Annotated in this window: 14 protein-coding genes, 1 tRNA gene and 2 pseudogenes; 10 read left to right on the forward strand and 7 right to left on the reverse strand. The window is 69.4% G+C overall.

From position 1 onward, the window contains the following. Positions 1-10 precede the first annotated feature (10 nt). Positions 11-1,711, reverse strand: a complete 1,701-nt coding sequence (gene pgm / locus FRANCCI3_RS06170) for a phosphoglucomutase (alpha-D-glucose-1,6-bisphosphate-dependent) (RefSeq protein ID WP_011435675.1) — start codon at positions 1,709-1,711, stop codon at positions 11-13. A gap of 250 nt (positions 1,712-1,961) precedes the next feature. On the opposite strand from pgm, the gene nadD reads away from it, so the two are divergent. From nadD to FRANCCI3_RS06190, 4 genes are all read left to right on the forward strand, one after another. Then, on the forward strand, positions 1,962-2,549 hold the full coding sequence (gene nadD / locus FRANCCI3_RS06175) for a nicotinate-nucleotide adenylyltransferase (protein WP_011435676.1): 588 nt from the start codon (positions 1,962-1,964) through the stop codon (positions 2,547-2,549). A gap of 189 nt (positions 2,550-2,738) precedes the next feature. Further along, a complete protein-coding gene (gene rsfS / locus FRANCCI3_RS06180; RefSeq protein ID WP_035730177.1) occupies positions 2,739-3,200 on the forward strand; it encodes a ribosome silencing factor in 462 nt (153 codons plus the stop codon). Continuing rightward, entirely contained in the window at positions 3,197-3,895 is a 699-nt protein-coding gene (locus FRANCCI3_RS06185) for a histidine phosphatase family protein (RefSeq protein ID WP_011435678.1), read from the forward strand. The genes rsfS and FRANCCI3_RS06185 overlap by 4 nt, the downstream gene beginning before the upstream one ends. A gap of 78 nt (positions 3,896-3,973) precedes the next feature. Then, a tRNA-Ala gene (locus FRANCCI3_RS06190) sits at positions 3,974-4,047 on the forward strand. Positions 4,048-4,217: 170 nt separating this feature from the next. Here FRANCCI3_RS06190 and FRANCCI3_RS27850 read toward each other — a convergent pair. From FRANCCI3_RS27850 to FRANCCI3_RS06200, 3 genes and pseudogenes are all read right to left on the reverse strand, one after another. After that, the gene (locus FRANCCI3_RS27850; RefSeq protein ID WP_035730048.1) at positions 4,218-4,625 is read right to left on the reverse strand and encodes a hypothetical protein; all 408 of its coding nucleotides are present in this window, start codon (positions 4,623-4,625) and stop codon (positions 4,218-4,220) included. A gap of 370 nt (positions 4,626-4,995) precedes the next feature. Next, a pseudogene (locus FRANCCI3_RS28680) lies at positions 4,996-5,283 on the reverse strand (transposase family protein); the annotation flags it as partial. A gap of 730 nt (positions 5,284-6,013) precedes the next feature. Then, positions 6,014-6,685 (reverse strand): GPR1/FUN34/YaaH family transporter, encoded by a 672-nt coding sequence (locus tag FRANCCI3_RS06200; RefSeq protein ID WP_011435680.1) that lies wholly within the window; start codon positions 6,683-6,685, stop codon positions 6,014-6,016. Between the two features lie 406 nt (positions 6,686-7,091). Between FRANCCI3_RS06200 and FRANCCI3_RS06205 the strand changes: the two are divergent. After that, positions 7,092-7,845, forward strand: a pseudogene (locus FRANCCI3_RS06205) (helix-turn-helix domain-containing protein); the annotation flags it as partial. Between the two features lie 537 nt (positions 7,846-8,382). Here the strand turns inward: FRANCCI3_RS06205 and FRANCCI3_RS27860 are convergent. Then, complete coding sequence (locus tag FRANCCI3_RS27860) at positions 8,383-8,643, reverse strand: hypothetical protein (RefSeq protein ID WP_023840550.1); 261 nt, start codon at positions 8,641-8,643, stop codon at positions 8,383-8,385. Between the two features lie 234 nt (positions 8,644-8,877). On the opposite strand from FRANCCI3_RS27860, the gene FRANCCI3_RS06215 reads away from it, so the two are divergent. From FRANCCI3_RS06215 to FRANCCI3_RS28975, 4 genes are all read left to right on the forward strand, one after another. Then, positions 8,878-9,657, forward strand: coding sequence for an SDR family oxidoreductase (locus FRANCCI3_RS06215; protein WP_011435683.1), 780 nt, complete (start codon positions 8,878-8,880; stop codon positions 9,655-9,657). Between the two features lie 215 nt (positions 9,658-9,872). Then, the gene (locus FRANCCI3_RS06220) at positions 9,873-10,937 is read left to right on the forward strand and encodes an alpha/beta hydrolase family esterase (RefSeq protein ID WP_236701434.1); all 1,065 of its coding nucleotides are present in this window, start codon (positions 9,873-9,875) and stop codon (positions 10,935-10,937) included. Continuing rightward, the gene (locus FRANCCI3_RS06225; RefSeq protein WP_011435685.1) at positions 10,934-11,647 is read left to right on the forward strand and encodes an MBL fold metallo-hydrolase; all 714 of its coding nucleotides are present in this window, start codon (positions 10,934-10,936) and stop codon (positions 11,645-11,647) included. The genes FRANCCI3_RS06220 and FRANCCI3_RS06225 overlap by 4 nt, the downstream gene beginning before the upstream one ends. 80 nt (positions 11,648-11,727) lie before the next feature. Continuing rightward, entirely contained in the window at positions 11,728-12,942 is a 1,215-nt protein-coding gene (locus FRANCCI3_RS28975; protein WP_011435686.1) for a nitrilase-related carbon-nitrogen hydrolase, read from the forward strand. Between the two features lie 3 nt (positions 12,943-12,945). On the opposite strand, the gene FRANCCI3_RS06235 is transcribed toward FRANCCI3_RS28975, so the two are convergent. Next, positions 12,946-13,635: a TetR/AcrR family transcriptional regulator gene (locus tag FRANCCI3_RS06235; RefSeq protein WP_011435687.1), complete on the reverse strand. Its 690-nt coding sequence runs from the start codon at positions 13,633-13,635 to the stop codon at positions 12,946-12,948. 473 nt (positions 13,636-14,108) lie between these two features. Between FRANCCI3_RS06235 and FRANCCI3_RS06240 the strand changes: the two genes are divergently transcribed. Next, complete coding sequence (locus FRANCCI3_RS06240) at positions 14,109-15,788, forward strand: DHA2 family efflux MFS transporter permease subunit (RefSeq protein ID WP_011435688.1); 1,680 nt, start codon at positions 14,109-14,111, stop codon at positions 15,786-15,788. On the opposite strand, the gene FRANCCI3_RS27270 is transcribed toward FRANCCI3_RS06240, so the two are convergent. Then, positions 15,699-16,589, reverse strand: a complete 891-nt coding sequence (locus FRANCCI3_RS27270) for a hypothetical protein (protein WP_023840553.1) — start codon at positions 16,587-16,589, stop codon at positions 15,699-15,701. The two genes, FRANCCI3_RS06240 and FRANCCI3_RS27270, sit on opposite strands and share 90 nt — an antisense overlap. Positions 16,590-16,852 lie beyond the last annotated feature (263 nt).

A 16,852-nucleotide genomic window follows, 5' to 3' on the forward strand; every position in this document is an offset into this window, starting at 1 on the left:
TCCGGCAGGATCAGCCGCGGGCGAGGGCGGCGTCAACGATCGACTGTGCCTCCGTGATGACCTCGTCGAGATGTCCGGGGCCCCGGAAGCTCTCCGCGTAGACCTTGTAGACGTCCTCGGTGCCGGAGGGCCGGGCGGCGAACCAGGCGTCGTCAGTGACGACCTTCACCCCGCCGATCGCCGCGCCGTTGCCCGGCGCGTGCGACAGCGCGGCGGTCACCGGCGAACCGGCGAGCGTCGTCGCGCTGAGGCTCTCCGGGGTGAGCGCGGCCAGGATCTTCTTCTGCGCTGGGGTGGCCGGCGCGTCGACCCGCCGGTAGGCCGGGGCACCGTGGACATTGGTGAGCTCCCGGTACAACTGCCCGGGGTCCCGGCCGGTGACCGCCGTCATCTCGGCGGCGAGCAGGCAGGCGATGATCCCGTCCTTGTCGGTCGTCCACACCGCGCCGTCGCGGCGCAGGAACGACGCGCCCGCGCTCTCCTCGCCGCCGAAGCCCAGGTTCCCGTCGGTCAGGCCGGCCACGAACCACTTGAAGCCCACCGGCACCTCGACCACGTCGCGGCCGAGGCCCACTCCGACCCTGTTGATCATGCTGGAGCTGACCAGCGTCTTGCCGATCGCCGTCCCGGTCGGCCAGCCCGGGCGGTGGCCGAACAGGTAGGCGATGGCCGCGGAGAGGTAGTGGTTCGGGTTTAACAGCCCGGCCGTGCCGGTGACGATGCCGTGCCGGTCGGCGTCGGCGTCGTTGGCGAGGGCGACGTCGAACGAGCCGGCCAGCCGCACCAGGGAGGCCATCGCGTACGGCGACGACGGATCCATCCGGATCCTGCCGTCCCAGTCGGTCGTCATGAAGGCGAAGGTCGGGTCGATCGTGGTGTTCACCACGTCGAGGTCCAGCTTGTACCGCTCGGCGACGGCCTGCCAGTACACGAGGCTCGCCCCACCGAGCGGGTCGACGCCGATGCGCACCCCGGCGCCGCGGATCGCGTCGAGATCGATGACGTCGCCGAGGTCCGCGACATAGGCGCCGACGTAGTCGTGGACCACGGCGGCGGCGCGCGCCTGCGGGTACGGCACCCGGGCCACGCCCGCGAGGCCACCGTCGAGCAGGGCGTTCGCGCGATCCTGGATGACCTTGGTGACGCCGGTGTCCGCCGGACCGCCGTGCGTCGGGTTGTACTTGAACCCGCCGTCGGCGGGCGGATTGTGCGACGGCGTGACGACGATGCCGTCGGCGAGGCCGCGCGCCGGGCCGGTCGCGCCGGTGGCGCCGGTGGTGTCCGTCCTGCCCGTCCTGTTGCTTGGCGTGCGCTCGCGGTTGTGGCGCAGGATCGCGTGCGAGATCACCGGGGTCGGGGTGGCCTCGCCGTCCGGGGCGATGCATACCGTGACGCCGTTCGCGGCGAGGACCTCCAGGGCGCTCGCGAGCGCGGGCGCCGACAGTGCGTGCGTGTCGATCCCGACGAACAGCGGTCCGTCGACGCCTGCCTCCTTCCGGTAGTCGCAGATCGCCTGGGTGGTGGCCAGGATGTGGTCGGCGTTGAAGGAGCCGCGCAGCGCCGAGCCACGATGACCGGACGTGCCGAACGACACCCGCTGGGTCGGATCGGCGGGATCGGGATGGATCTCGTGGTAGGCGGCGAGCAGGCCGTCAACGTCAACGAGATCCTCGGGGGCGGCGGGTTGCCCCGCACGCGGACTGGTCGGCATGGGCGGGGCCTCCTCGCGGGGGGACGGGGCCGGCCTGCGGCCTGTGGTCAGCCTAGCCGGGTGGGCCGTTCCGGGACTGGCCCGCTTGCGGCGGGCACGGCGGTGGGCGTGAGACCGATGAGCGTGAGGCGCCGGTGGGTGTGAGGCGCCGGTGGGTGTGAGGCGCCGGTGGGTGTGAGGCTTTGTGGCACATCTCCCGCCGGGCTGCGCCAGACGGGCACGTGCGGTGATGCGGGGTTAGTGTCCGGTCGTGCGCCTCGGTGTCATGGGTGGGACCTTCGACCCCGTCCACAACGGGCACCTCGTCGCAGCCAGTGAGGTGGCCGCCCTGTTCGATCTGGACGAGGTGGTCTTCGTGCCGAGCGGGCAACCCTGGCAGAAGATCCATCGCAAAGTCTCCGCCGCCGAGGACCGCTATCTGATGACCTTCCTCGCGACGGCGGGGAACCCGCAGTTCACGGTCAGCCGGATCGAGATCGACCGGGGTGGCGCCACCTACACCATCGACACCCTGCGAGACCTGCGTGCGGCGCGACCGGACGACGAGCTGTTCTTCATCACGGGGGCGGACGCGCTCGCGCAGATCTTCACCTGGCGTGACCACCGCGAGCTGTTCGAACTGGCCCACTTCGTCGGCGTGAACCGGCCCGGTTACCACCTCGCGCTGGACGCCGGCCTCCCGACCGGCGCCGTCAGCCTGCTGGAGGTCCCGGCGCTGGCGATCTCCTCGTCCGACATCCGGGAACGGGTTGGCCGCCGGGCGCCGATCTGGTACCTCACCCCAGACGGGGTCGTGCGCTACATCGCCAAGCGGCGTCTCTACCAGGGTGCTTCCTGACCCGCCGAGCCGTCCGGACGGGCCACCGGGCCAGGCGATATCTCGATTTTTCGGCCCGTCATGGACGCGAGGAGTGCCCTGCCCGCGCGTCGATGTGTCACGCTGGATGCAGCCGTCCGGCCCCGGACGGTGCGCGAGGTAGCCGAAGACGGATGCCTCCCGCCCGTCACCACCCTGGAGAACCCGAGCGTGACCGCTTCCCCGCGAGCCGTCGAACTCGCCCTCGCCGCCGCGCAGGCAGCCGCCGACAAGCTCGGCCATGACCTGCTCATCCTCGACGTGAGCGATCGGCTGGCCATCACCGACTGCTTCGTGCTCGCATCCGCGGGCAACGAGCGGCAGGTCAAGGGTATCGTCGACGAGATCGAGGAGCACCTGCGCCGGCTGGGAGCCAAGCCCGTCCGGCGGGAGGGAGAGCGGGAGGGCCGCTGGGTCCTGCTCGACTTCGTCGACGTGGTGGTGCACGTGCAGCGGGACGAGGAGCGGGTCTACTATGCCCTCGAACGGCTCTGGAAGGACTGCCCGGTGATCCCGTTCGTCGACGCGGCGGTCGGGGTCGCGGTCGGGGCCGGTGTCTCCTCGGGGTCCACCGCGGCGAGCGGCGGCTCGGGCTCGGGGGTGGCCGGGCCCGGTACGGCGACCCCACGGTGAGGCTGCTGCTCTGGCGGCACGGCAGGACCACCTGGAACGACGTCGGCCGCTTCCAGGGGCACGCGGATCCGCCCCTCGACGCCACCGGGCGTGCCCAGGTCGCCGCGGTGGCCCCGGTCATCCAGGCGATGCGCCCGGAACTCGTCGTGTCGTCCGACCTGCAACGTTGCCGGGACACCGCGGCGGCGCTCGGCGTGCCCTTCCGCTCCGACGCGCGGCTGCGCGAGATCGATCTCGGCGCGTGGTCCGGGCTGACCGCTGCCGAGGCGGCCCAACGCTTCCCCGCGGAGGATCGGGCCTGGCGGCGCGGGGATGACGTGCCCCGTGGCGGTGGCGAAACCTACCGGCAGGTGGCGGAGCGGGCCGGCACGGTCTTCGACGAGGTCCGGGCCGAGGGGTTTCCGGCCGAATGGGACGGTCTCGTCGTGTTTGTCCTGCACGGCGGTACTGCCCGGTCACTGATCGGTCATGTGCTCGGCCTTCCACCGGAGTTCTGGTGGCACTTCGGACCGCTCGCCAACTGCCGGTGGTCCGTCCTGCGGCTCGTCGAGGGTGGGTTCCGCCTGGTCGAGCACAACGCGGGGCCGCTGGCTGGTAAGGTCGGGACCGCCGGATCGGGGCTAACCGAGACGCTCCTGCCGAGCCAGGGGGCGCCGACAGCAGCCGACACGGAGCCTGTACACTTGCCGAAGTAGTCCATCAGGACAGGTTTGGTGCCCGGGTGGGGTACAAGACCGGATTTGCTCGGGTCTGATATAAAATGAATAGCAGTTGGGGCTGTGGCGCAGTCTGGTAGCGCATCACACTGGCAGTGTGAGGGTCAGGGGTTCGAATCCCCTCAGCTCCACCCTAGAGTTGTTGTTAGAACCCTTGCCCCAATGCCACTGACGCTAAGTCGATCGAGCTGCGGGTTCAGCGGGTTGGTGAACCTGATCGTGGGTGGCGCATTGTGCTGGGTGCCGCGTTGGCCGGGTGATGTCGGCGGCGAGTGGCCGCAGCACACGGTGATGCTGGTCATCAGGGGGGAAAAACCGGGTCGGTGACGACCCGGTCGCGGATGATCATTACGGTGCGCGGGAACTTGATCCGGTCGGGGTCGATCCCGGCGGCGGTTGCGGCCCGACACCTCAGGGCGCTGATCGCGTGGTGGGTGAGCAGGTAGCCCCAGATTTCCTGGTAGACGGTGTCGGGGTGCTTGGAGCGCAGGACCTTCCCTGGGCCGCGTAGGTAGGTCTTGGGCTGCTTGTTGCCGGTTTCGATGTGCCAGTGGCCGCGAGCAGCGCGGCCCCGGCCTGGGCGAAGCTGAGGCTGGTGAGGGCATAGACGCTCTCCCGGGAAGCCGGCCGTCCTTTCTCCCGGCGCCAGCGGTGCGGACGGATCGCCTGGACCGCGTGTCGAGATTCGCGCGGACCGTGTGCAGAGCATCGGCCGTGACCAGCACGTTCGTCAGGTCCAGCGGCCGCAGTAACCGACGGAACACCGCGGTCTCGTTGGTCTTGGCCTCGACCTCGACCTGGGCGAGTAGCCGTCCGTCGCCGTGGCTGGCCACGCCGACAAGGTGCACCTTGGACCCGTCAGCGCGCTTCGCGTGCCGGCTCGTCTTCCCGTCGAGGGCGACCGCCGACTCCACCGGCTGGCAGCCGTGGCCCGGATCCACCGGGGCAGCGGACGGTTCGGTTCGCTGGTCGGTATCGTCCCCCTGCTCGGCGGGCGGGTCCGGGTCCAACGGCGGATCGAGCAGAGCCACGGCGAGCTCACCGTCGTCCACGGCCTGAAGGAAGCAGTGGATCGTCGCCGTGCTCGGCAGCCGCCATCCGGCGAACGGGTCCCAGGGCAGCCGCAGCCGCGCACGTTCGGCGCCGCTGGTCCGCGCCAGCCACGCCCGGACCGCCGACACCCGGTGGTGCCCCGCAGCCGTCAGCGAGCACAGCCACACCGCGGCCAGGCACAGCCACGAATACACCCGCCCCCGCGTCGACCGTGGATCGGTCACCCGATCCAACCGCTCCCAGATTCCCTCACGCGACACCTCGCCAGCACCCGGCACACCGGCGGCATCGCGCGACAATGCGCCCACAGGCACGCCGCACTCCAGACCACGAGGACTTCAGACATCCCAGTGATCTACAAGCGGCGTGCCTGCTTCTTCGCCTACGACACGTGGCCCAGCCGTGCCCACAGCCCAGCGCAAAACCCCTCTACCGTCACCGATCACCCGAAACGGAAGGAACGCCTATTCCCGTCAAACCGCGTTCGTGCAAGAGTCCTGAACCGGACCCACGCCACCACCCGCTCACAAGGCGAACGAGGATTCGCGGTCCTCAAGAACTGGCACATATTCGACCGTTTCCGCGGCTGCCCACGCCGCGTCGGCACCTTCGCCCAGGCCGTCCTCGTCCTCGCTAGCGAGGGCCATTAGAACAACCAACTTTGAAAAGGCTCAATGACTCTGTCATGTCGGTTTCCACACGGTGGCGCCCGCAGCTGCGAGAACCCGAGCAGGCTCGGTGTCGATGCCGCGGGCGCCACCAGTGGCCAGCGCTGCCTGGCCGTTCAGACGAAATTGATCTTTGTCGCTTGTTCTTTGTTCTTTTTGGTGTTATGGCGTTATGGCCGTTGGCTCGGGGATGGAATCATCGGTGAACGTGCCACCATTTTCGACGTTGATGACGATTCCCATCGGCCTCTCCATTTACCTGCTCGGTGAACCGGATCGCAATCACCAATGTCGATTATGAATCTGATGGCAGGTGCAAGAAATTTTCATCAGTACGCGTCGGCCCGGCTATCTATGGCAATCGTATCGCGGCATGCTATCCGGAGATGACCGGCTTGCCGAGCGGCAGGCCCTTCCCGCCGGTCTCGGTGAACATGAGGTCGAGGTACAGGTAGACCGCGACCGCGATGAAGGCGAACACGACGTAGCCGCCGGCGTGGGTGAGGGCGGTGCTGGTGTTGATGGTGCCGAGTAGCAGCAGCACCAGCGCGACGTCAACGAGCCCGAGCAGCAGAGTGTAGCTGCTGGGCAGGCGCAGGGTGGCCACGGTGAACAGGACGATGGTGACCAGCCAGCTGATGAGCCACAGCTCGGTGCTCCTGGTGGCCTGATCGGCGGGGATGTTGTACCAGTTGTGGCCGAGACCGAGGACGAACGCGGCGTAGCTGCCGTAGAACCCGAAGAACACTGCGAACAGGCTGGCCGCGGCGTTCTGCCCGAGCGCCGCCGCCCAGATCGCGGAGATCAGGAGACCGACGGTGGTGGCGGTCATGATAACGGGTATGGCTGCGCCGGCCGCGGCGGGCGGAAGCCACCCGGTGTCGACCAGCCCGAGGCCGACGGCCCCGGCGATGAAGGTGGGGATACCGATCACGCCCGGGTTGCCGCGCAGCGGGCTGAGGGGCGGCGGAGTGGGTAACGCCTCGGCTTCGTTTGGTAACGGCTGTGAGTGGGTGGCGACGGTGGCGCTGTCAGTGCTGGTGGTCATCGGGATCATCCTCCTGAAGGGGCCGTTTCCGAGGCGGCCCGCCGTGTGTACTGCGGGTGCAGGGGGTGGAGGAGGGCCGGACGTGCCGTGGGGGACTACGCCGTCCCCGTCCTATGTCGGTGAGGCAGTGTCCGGCCTTCCCAGTTTTGCTGGGGTTGCTTGCCGTCGTGTCACGCAGCGGGCTACGCGAAACGAACGCGGGGTTTAATAATGCCTTCCTCCTTGGTTTCCTTCAACCTGAAGGCGCATTCGACTTCGTCAAACCCGACATCTGGGTCGTCATCGCCAGTGTGATGTCCATAAACGTTTGCTGGGTCGGGAGGCGCCGGGTGGGGCTGGCGCTGCCCGGGGGCGGGATGTGCACTGTCGGTACCGACGTGTGTGACCGGTGCCGGGAGGTGGGCGTATGGCACAGCGTGTGCGGGCGCGGCGGCTGACCGGGGAGGAAAGCCGCCAGGTGCAGGCGATCGTGCGGCGGGGGACGCACTCCTCGGTCCGGGCCCGCCGGGCGACGATCATCATGGCATCGGCCGGCGGGACGACGGTGCCGGCGATCGCCCGGCTGGTTGCCGCTGACGAGGGCACGGTCCGGGATGTGATCCACCGGTTCAACGAGATCGGTCTGGCCTGCCTGGACCCTCGGTGGGCCGGAGGCCGTCCCCGCCGGATCAGCTGTGAAGACGAGGCGTTCATCATCGCGGTGGCCCGGACCCGTCCCACGAAACTGGGGCGGCCGTTCACGCACTGGAGCCTGCGTAAACTCGCCGACTACCTGGGCGACAACCCCGACCGGGTCGTCACCGTCGGCCGGGAACGGCTGCGTCAGCTCTTGGGCCACCACCGGATCTCCTTCCAACGGACGAGAACCTGGAAGGAGTTCACCGATCCGGACAAGGAGGGAAACTCGACCGGATCGAGTACCTGACCGCCACCTGCCCGAACCGCTGCTTCGCCTTCGACCAGTTCGGCCCGGTGCGCACCGTCGTCATCGCCAGCTCCGACCACCCCAACCACACCGTGCTCGCCCGCGAACCGCAGGCCTACCCGCGCGGGCGCAACGCCGACGGCCCGCTACCCCGCCCGTCTTGGCCGCGCAACGCCGCGAACGCGCCCGCGTCCGCTCTGAACGCCAGCAACGCTGGGGACGCCCCGCACCCAAGCCGCCTAACCCAACCCAGCGAACATTTATGGACACCGCGCTAACGGTCGGCGTGTGCTTGGTGCTCGTGGCGCCCCGGCCACAGTGGTCGGCGGGACATCTCTGAACGTATGGAGGAGATCCTTGCCAGCGAGGCGGCATCCATCAGAAACTCCCGAGGGGACTGACGCCTTCAGACGTCAGGGGAACTGGAGGACGCGCTGCGTACCCATTTCGCGCTCTGATGTCGTGACGCCGCCAAGGTGTGTCCGACAGGACGCGGCGGCACCCCGGACACCCCGGTCGACACCCCGACCACCGCGGCGAGCTCGTCGGCGGTCTCCGCACCATCGGCGATCACCTGGCTGCCGACGCCGTCGGCGAAGCGGACGAGGGCGTCGACTCGTTAGGCATGGTACCCTCTCGGACCCGTATGTCCGTCTACAGAGAGTAGAAACGATATTTCTCGGAGTTGTCTCGGTGATGTCGATGGCCGCTCCGCGGGCGGGTGGCGGGCCGCCGGGCTGATCCGGGTCGGCTGGAGCGCATCCGGTCCGGATCAGCCCGGATGCGTGCCGACGGTGTCGCGGAGCTCGGCACCGAGGCGGCCGTCCGAAACCCGGGCACAGTGGGCGCAGCAGAAGAACCGCCCGGATACCTCGACGCCGTGCCCGATAATGCGGCAGTCGCAATGTTCGCAGCGGGGGGCAAGTTTTGCCACAGCGCATTCAAAGCAGTCAAAGGTGTATTTCTCGCCACTTATAACCTGCACCTCGAACGACATCCAGTAGTCGTTACCGCAGGTGTCGCACCTGGCCATCGTCCCGCCCCCTCTCGCCGGTCCCGACGTTAGACCGGGTGGATGCTGATCGCATCTTCCGCCCTCGGTATGTTCATCATGTCGATCGATGGGAACGGCGGGCCGATCACCCGGTAGCTGCCCAGGTCGTCAGGACCGGTGGCGCCCGTCGCGGATGGTCGGGCGGTCTGCCGGCCGGCCGCGGCTGGCCTGCCTCATCGAAAACTGCGACCGGAGCGAGGCGACAGGAGCGGGATGGATCTTCAGCTGGCGGGCAAGGTGGTGCTGGTGACCGGCGGCTCGAACGGGCTGGGAGCCGCCCTGGTGCGGACGCTGGCCGCCGAGGGGGCGCGGGTGGCCTTCTGCGGGCGCGACGAGACGCGGCTGCGGGAGGTCGCCGGGCAGGCGCAGGCCGGCGGTGGCGAGGTTCTCGCCGTACCTGCCGATGTGACCAGCATCACTGACCTCGAACGTTTCGTCGCCACCGCCGTCGACCGCTGGAACGCCGTCGACGCCCTGGTGAACAACGCCGGCGCCAGCGCGGGCGGTACGTTCGAGAACCAGACCGACGAGGTCTGGAACGCCGATCTGGAGCTGAAGCTGCACGCGGCGATCCGGGCCTCCCGGCTGGTGTTGCCGTACCTGCGGCGCGCGGGCGGTGGCGGCATCGTGAACTCACTGTCCGTGGCGGCCAGAGCCCCCAGCGCCGGTTCCACCCCGACCTCCGTCACCCGGGCCGCGGGCCTCGCGCTCACCAAGGCCCTGTCCAAGGAGCTCGGCCCGGACCGGATCCGGGTCAACGCGGTGCTGATCGGCCTGGTGGAGAGCGGGCAGTGGGATCGGGCGGCGGCCCGAGAGAACATCACGGTCGACGAGCTGTACGAACGGATGGGGCGGACCTCCGGAATCCCGCTCGGTCGGGTGGGCCGGGCCCAGGAGTTCGCCGATCTGGTCGCGTTCCTGCTCTCCGCGCGGGCCGCCTACATCACGGGTGCGACGATCAACCTCGATGGCGGCCTCAGCCCGGTAGCCTGACGGCAGACGGCCGGCCGATCAACCGGCGCGCGGGGTTTCGACCGGGTCCACCGCCGGGTCCGCCGCCGGTGTGGTTGCCGGTGTGGTTGCCGTCCCGACATCGGGAATCGACGGTGTCGCGCAGGCGTCGCGGCGATGTATTCCTTCGGCCTGGTCTGGTCCGTACCGTGGGTGCGGTGTCCCGGAAACCGCCGCCAGCACGTTGGCATCTCGCCGTGCCGGGTGTCGTCGCGCTGACACTGGTCATTGTCGTCCAGCTGGTGCACGGTTTCGCGGGCTCGTCCGGCGTCTCCGGCAGCGTCTCTGACAAGGCAGTGCCGCGACGTTTCGCTGCCGGCTCGGGAATATCGACCGCGGGCTCCTCCTGCGTCTCACCGCGGCCGGCGGTCCCGCTGCTCTCGGGGGCACATTCCCTGGTTCTGGGTGGAGTCCGTCGCTACTACCGGTTGACACTGCCGGTGGGTCACGACGGGCGTCACGCCTATCCGTTGATCTTCGACTTCCACGGTTTCAAGGCCGATAAGGAGTTGGAAGAGCAGCGTTCCCGCATGGGCGCCCTGGGCAGCGACCGCGGTTTCATCGTGGTGACCCCGGACGCGTTGGGGACACCACGACGCTGGAACACCCTCGGGGAGCCGGGTAAGGCGGATGACTTTGGTTTCGTGAATGCTCTGCTGGATGATCTGGATGCGCGGTTCTGCCTGGACGACCGTGCTGTCTACGCCGCCGGGCATTCCAACGGTGCCGAGTTCGCCGCCGCGCTGGTGTGCAGATCCGGTCGATTCGCGGCCGTGGCGATGGTCTCCTCGACGTTCGAGGTCCGCTGCCCGCCCGGACGTACCCCGGCGACCATGGCCGTGCACGGCACCGCCGATCCGTCCGTGCCCTATGCGGGTGGCGCGGTGGCGGGCGGACCCGCGCACATCTCGCCGGCTCCGGCGGTGATCCGCGCATACGCCGACCGTTACGGCTGCAATCCGACGCCGGTGCTGACCGAGCCCAGAGGCGAAGTGATCATCCTGCGGTACGTCGACTGCCTCGGGGGTGCCGAGGTTCGGCTCGACACGGTGACCGGGGGCACGCATCTGTGGCCGGCCAGCCCGGAGGCCCGCCGGGACCGGTCCGACTCGGCCGCCGGCCGGTCCTTCGACGCCACCGGCGCGATCCTGGACTTCTTCACCGTGCACCACATGGATCATTCACCCGTCATGCCGCCGCGGGTAGCCCTGGTGAGCAACTCGCCCCGCCGTGGGCCGGACCTTCGTAGGCTGGCGGGGTGACCGATCGCCTGTACTTCCGTCAACTGTTGTCCGGCCGCGACTTCGCCGTCGGCGATCCGGTCGGTACCCAGATGGTCAACTTCGTCTACCTCGTGGGTGACCGCGAGACCGGCGAGGCCTTGGTCGTCGATCCCGCCTACAAGGTCGACGACCTGCTCAACCTGCTGGCCGCCGACGGTATGCGGCTCACCGGCGCGCTCGTCACCCATTACCACGCCGATCACATCGGCGGAAACGCGTTCGGCCTGGAGATCGAGGGTGTCCGCCAGTTGCTCGGCCGGCAGAACGTCCCGATTCACGTGAACCGGGCCGAGGCGGAGTGGGTACGGCGGGCGACCGAGGTCTCCGCGGCCGATCTGGTCGAGCATGACGACGACGATGTGGTGACGGTCGGGGAGATCCCCGTGCGGCTGCTGCACACCCCCGGCCACACCCCCGGCAGCCAGTGTTTCCTCGTCGACGATCGGCTCGTTGCCGGAGACACCCTGTTCCTCGAGGGCTGCGGCCGGATGGACCTGCCCGGCGGCGACGCGGGACTGATGTACGACAGCCTGCGTCGGTTGGCCGCGTTGCCGGACACCACCACCGTCTTCCCCGGCCACCAGTACTCTCCGCAGGCGTCGGAGGACCTTGCGGTGGTCAAGCGGATGAACCACGTCTTCCGGCCGACGAGCGCCCAGCAGTGGAAGGCGATGCTGGGCCTGTCCTGAATCCCGCGGTCGACCGGGTCGCCGCCGGGAAGACCCTCGTGTTTGCGGAACCGCATGGTCGACAAGGCGAGGAGCCCCGTATGACAGCCCCGGTCCGTGCCGCCGTCCTGCAGCTCGGCTGTCCCGACGAGGAGAACGCGGCGGACCGGGTGCGCAGGGTGCTGGGGGAGATCCGGCAGACCCAGGCGGACCTGGTCGTCCTCCCCGAACTATGGGTCACCGGCTATTTTCACTTCGATCGGTACGAGGCGGAGGCGGAGGCGTTGACCGGGCCGACGGTCACCGCCCTGCGGGAGGCCGCCCGGGAACGCGGATGCCACCTGGTGGCCGGCAGCATCGTGGAACGGTCCGCCGACGGACGGCTTTTCAACACGACCGTGTTGATCGGTCCGGACGGGATGATCCGGCATGCGTACCGCAAGGTGCACCTGTTCGGCTACGGCTCCGCGGAGGCCCGGTTGCTGACGCCGGGTGCCACGGTCGGAACCGTCCCCACCGAACTCGGCATCGTCGGGCTGGCGACCTGTTACGACCTCCGGTTTCCCGAGCTGTTCCGGCTGCTGGCCGAGGGCGGTGCCGAGATCGTGGTGGTGGTATCGGCCTGGCCGTTGGCCAGGCTGGACCACTGGCGCGTGCTCACCCGGACCCGGGCCATCGAGAACCAGGTGTATCTCGTCGCCTGCAACGCCGCGGGCCGCCAGGCGGGCCGGGAGATGGCCGGGGCGAGCGTCGTCGTCGATCCGTGGGGAGAGGTGCTCGCCGAGGCCGGCCCGCGGCCCACCACGGTGCGCGCGGAGCTGGACCCGTCCCGACCGGCCGCCGTTCGTGCCGAGTTCCCGGTGCTCACGCATCGCCGGCTCGGGGTCGACCACCAGAACCGGCTTGACCCCGCGCATCTGCTCGACCTGGCCGGGCGTGGCAAGGCCTTTCTTGACTTCTGGCGAGAGCGGCACCTGTGCAGCCTGACCACCGTCCGGCCGGATGGCAGCCCGCACGTGGTCGCCGTCGGCGCGACACTTGATCCGGCGGCGGGCATCGCCCGGGTGATCACATCGGCCCGGTCCCGCAAGGCCCGTCTGATCGCGGCGGGACCGGCCCACGGCACCCCCGTCGGGCTCTGCCAGATCGACGGCCGACGCTGGTCGACGCTGGAGGGACTGGCCGTGCTCCGGGATGATCCGGCGAGTGTGGCCGACGCCGAGTTCCGCTATGCGCAGCGTTACCGCGCGCCGCGGGCCAATCCCCGGCGTGTCGTCGTGGAGGTGCGGATCACCCGCGTGCTCGGCAGCGTCTGACCCTCAGGACTCGATCGCCGCGGTGATGCCGACCAGCAGCCATTCCAGCCCGTCGGCGAAGTCCTCCTGCGCGTCGTCACCCATGATCGTCATGTTGCCCGGACCCAACTGCGCGAGGAAGGGATAGTCGCCGGTGGCGATCAGGCCGCGGAGGTAGGTGGTCAGCTCGACCTTGTCGACGTCGGTCCGGGAGTGGAGGTCCCGCGCCCGCAGTTCGGCGAGAACGTGCCCGATCGTGTACGTGTCGACCGCGCGCAGAATCGCGATCTTCCGGCGAGGTGGCACGGGCAGCCTGGCGACCGCTGCGGCCGACTGCTCGGCGTGGCGCAGCGCGTTCGGTCCGTAGTGCGGCCGTCCGGCGAACGTGGTCAGCATCCAGGGATGGCGCAGGCAGCTGGCCCGGGTCTGATGGGAGATGGCACGCAGGGCGTCGCGCCAGTCGGCGGGCAGCGGGTCGGGGACGAGGATCTCGGCAGCGATCCGGTCGCTCATCAGATCGAGAAGATCGTCTTTGCGGGCGATGTGGGAGTACAGGCTCATCGGCCGGACGCCGAGAACTGCCGCGACCCGGCGGATAGAGACGGCGTCGAGTCCTTCCGTGTCGGCCAGGGTGATCGCCGCGTCGACGATGGCCTCCCGGCTCAGCCGGGGCTTCTGGCGCGCTACGGGCCGGGTCCACAACAGGCCCTTCATCGGGCTGTCGCATTCCTCGACGTGCGGCGGCGCCGTCGGGGGAGCGGTCGGTAGCGCCGTCGGGGGAGCGGCCGGGCGGGCGGGAGACGGGGCGAAGCCGGTCGCAGCCGCGGGCTTCAGGCGACGTTGGGGCGTGTGCGGCCCGCCCGGGTCGCCCGACCCGGCGGTTGTGACGGGCCCGTCCGGGTCGGTGCGGGAGATCAACTCCGGGGCGGGCGCGGCGGGTGGGCCGGCCGGAGTCGACGGGACGTTCCATGCTCCCCTCGATCCGCACATACAGCGAGGTTACGTGGTCAGCGAGATTACACGGTCGGGTCCGGCGGCTACACCGTACGGACAAAGGTACGGCGTAGCGAAAGCGATACGGTGTATCGTCGGCGGGGTGCGGCTCGACCAGGACTATTCCCGGGCGCCTGGTCCGACTCGCCCCAGTTCGCGGCGGATGATCCTGCTCGGGTCGTACGGAGGTTGTGATGGCAGCGCAGACCCAGGCGCCCGCCGCGGCGGGCGGGGGCATGACGGGCGGTAGCGGAGATCGGCTCGATCCGGCGCTGATCCGTCTCGCCGGGATCGTCCTCGTCGGTGCGGTCGTGGTGCAGCTCGATGCGACGATCACCTCCGTGGCGATCAACACCCTCGCCCGATCCTTCAACGTCGGAATCTCGACAATCCAGTGGGTGAGTACCGGTTACCTGCTCGCGCTCGCCATGGTGATCCCGGTGACCGGCTGGTCAGCCGAGCGGTTCGGCGCCAAGCGGATGTGGCTGCTGTCGCTGGTCCTGTTCCTCGTCGGCTCGGCGCTGTGTGGGGCGGCATGGTCGGCCGGCAGTCTCATCGCCTTCCGGATCGTGCAGGGCCTCGGCGGCGGCCTGCTTCTGCCTCTGATGCAGACGATCATCGCGCAGGCGGCCGGGCCGGAACGGCTGGGCCGCCTGATGGCGGCGGTGGGGGTGCCCGCGCTGGTCACTCCCGTGCTCGGGCCGGTCATCGGCGGGCTGATCGTCGACGATCTCGACTGGCGTTGGATCTTTTTCATCAACGTGCCGGTCTGCCTGATCGGGCTGGTCCTGGCCTGGCTGGGGATGCCGGATGTGCGGACTCCCGGGCGGCATCGCTTCGACGCTCTCGGGTTCGCGTTGCTGTCCCCGGGGCTGGCCGCGATCGTCTACGGCTTCTCCGTGGCCGGCCGGCAGGGTGACTTCACGGGTGTGCGGGTGATCGTGCCGCTGGCCCTCGGCGCGGCCCTGCTCGTTCTGTTCACGGTGCATGCCCTGCGGACCGCCGTCGAACCGATCATCGACCTGCGGCTGTTCCGGTCCCGGGCCTTCGCCGGTTCATCGGGGATGATGTTCCTGTTCGGGATCTCGCTGTTCGGGGCGATGTTCCTGCTGCCCCTGTACGAGCAGCAGGCCCGTGGCCGCAGCGCCGCCGCCGCCGGCCTGCTCCTCGCCCCGCAGGGGTTGGGGATGATGATCGCCCTGATTGTGCTGGGCCGGGTGGCGGACCGGCGCAGCCCGCGGTTGTTCGTTCTGGTCGGCCTTCTGCTCAGCGCGCTGGGATCGGTTGCGTATACACAGGTCGCCGCCGACACCAGCGAGGTGCTGCTCGGGGTCTCCCTGACGGTCCGCGGCATCGGGCTGGCCATGGCGCTCATCCCGGTGATGTCCTCTGCCTACCACGGGCTGCGCCGGGAGGAGATTCCGCGCGCCACCTCCGCGGGGCGGATCTTCCAGCAGATCGGCGGCTCACTCGGGACGGCCATCCTCGCCGTGGTGCTGTCCCACCAGATCACCGGCCGACCCGCCGGGACCGGACCCGCCGATCCGGTGGCGCTGGCCGGCGCCTTCGGTACGGCGTTCTGGTGGACCCTCGGGTCCACGGTCCTCGCCGCACCGTTCGCCTTTCTGCTGCCGGGACGGCCAGCCGGCGCGGAGCAGCCCGCCCCGTCAGGCCCGCCGGTCGAGCTCCCGCGGCCGGCCGGGGCCGTCCCCACCCGTCGCCGGTCGGGCGACCACGGGGAGCTGAAGAGCCATGAAACTTCTCCCGGCCGCCGCGCCGCCGTCTCAGGGGCCGAGGGGAACCGCCACGATGGTCGGGAGTACCGGGTCCCCGCTCCCCGTGGCGGCCGAGGCGGTGGCCAGTGGCGCGGATGACGCCGGCAGGCCCGGCCGCGTGGACAGGGGAGCCGCCCCGGCGCGGCGCATCGCTCGCCGGCCCCGAGGAGTCTTTCCCCAAGGCTTCGCGATGGACAGCACCGTCGCCGTGATGAACAGGACGTTCATCACACTGGCGCCGAGGATGATCGCGACGGTCGGAGCCGCGTAGGCGACCTCCCCCCCATCCGTCGCATGTCCGGCCCGCACGACCAACGGGCGCATCATGGAGCTGCCGAGTATCACGGCAACGACGGTGATGACGAGTTTTGTCGCCACCCACCAGTGCCGCAGCAGTCCCCACCTCGTCTTTACCGAGATCACCACCCCGGTGGTCAGGGCGAGTAGAGCGAGCGGGATATTGAGGACCCGGTCAACGACGTGCATGAGCTCATATGCGGAGTGCCGAAGACCGGCATCGGCCGCTGCGGTCGAAGCCAGGACGAGCTGCGCGAACGCCACGCCATTCCAGCCGACACTCACCAGCACATGCACTGCCAACAGGGCGGTGCGCATTGGTTTACGCAGGTAGCGGTACCGCTCGCGCATGGTGGGTCCGGCCGCCGAGGCGCCGGCCGTCGGGGCCACGGCAGGTACGGGATTCCCGGAATCGGCTGTCTGCGCAGGATCGACCGTCGGCTCCGGATCGCGCGGTGACGCCGGGTTTGCCGGTGCCGCCGGACCGGCAGGCGTCGCGCTGGCGGCCGGGTCGGTGCCGGCAGCTGGGTCCGTGCTGTCCGCGGTCTCGAGCGGCGTCGAACCGGCCGCGGTGGGCACCGGTCCGGCGGGGGATGCGGTCATGCGGACGTCTCGGGCAGATTCATCGTCCGATTCTCTCCGTCACTGGATCATCAAGTGAGACGATTGTCAGGCGTCCTGGGCTGGCTCTCCGAGTAGCGGATCGAAATAGTACAGCCAATCGGTTGGCCCGGTCTGGCATAGGTGACCAGAAGCTACTTCCACAATTTAAATGCAACCACACCCGGACCGCGTTCGGATCATGGTATAGAAAGATTGATCATCGGCGGTGTGGGCTTCCCTGCGCCGCCACCTTCACGTCTGGT

Origin of the sequence: Frankia casuarinae (assembly GCF_000013345.1) — a bacterium.
Lineage (GTDB): Bacteria > Actinomycetota > Actinomycetes > Frankiales > Frankiaceae > Frankia > Frankia casuarinae.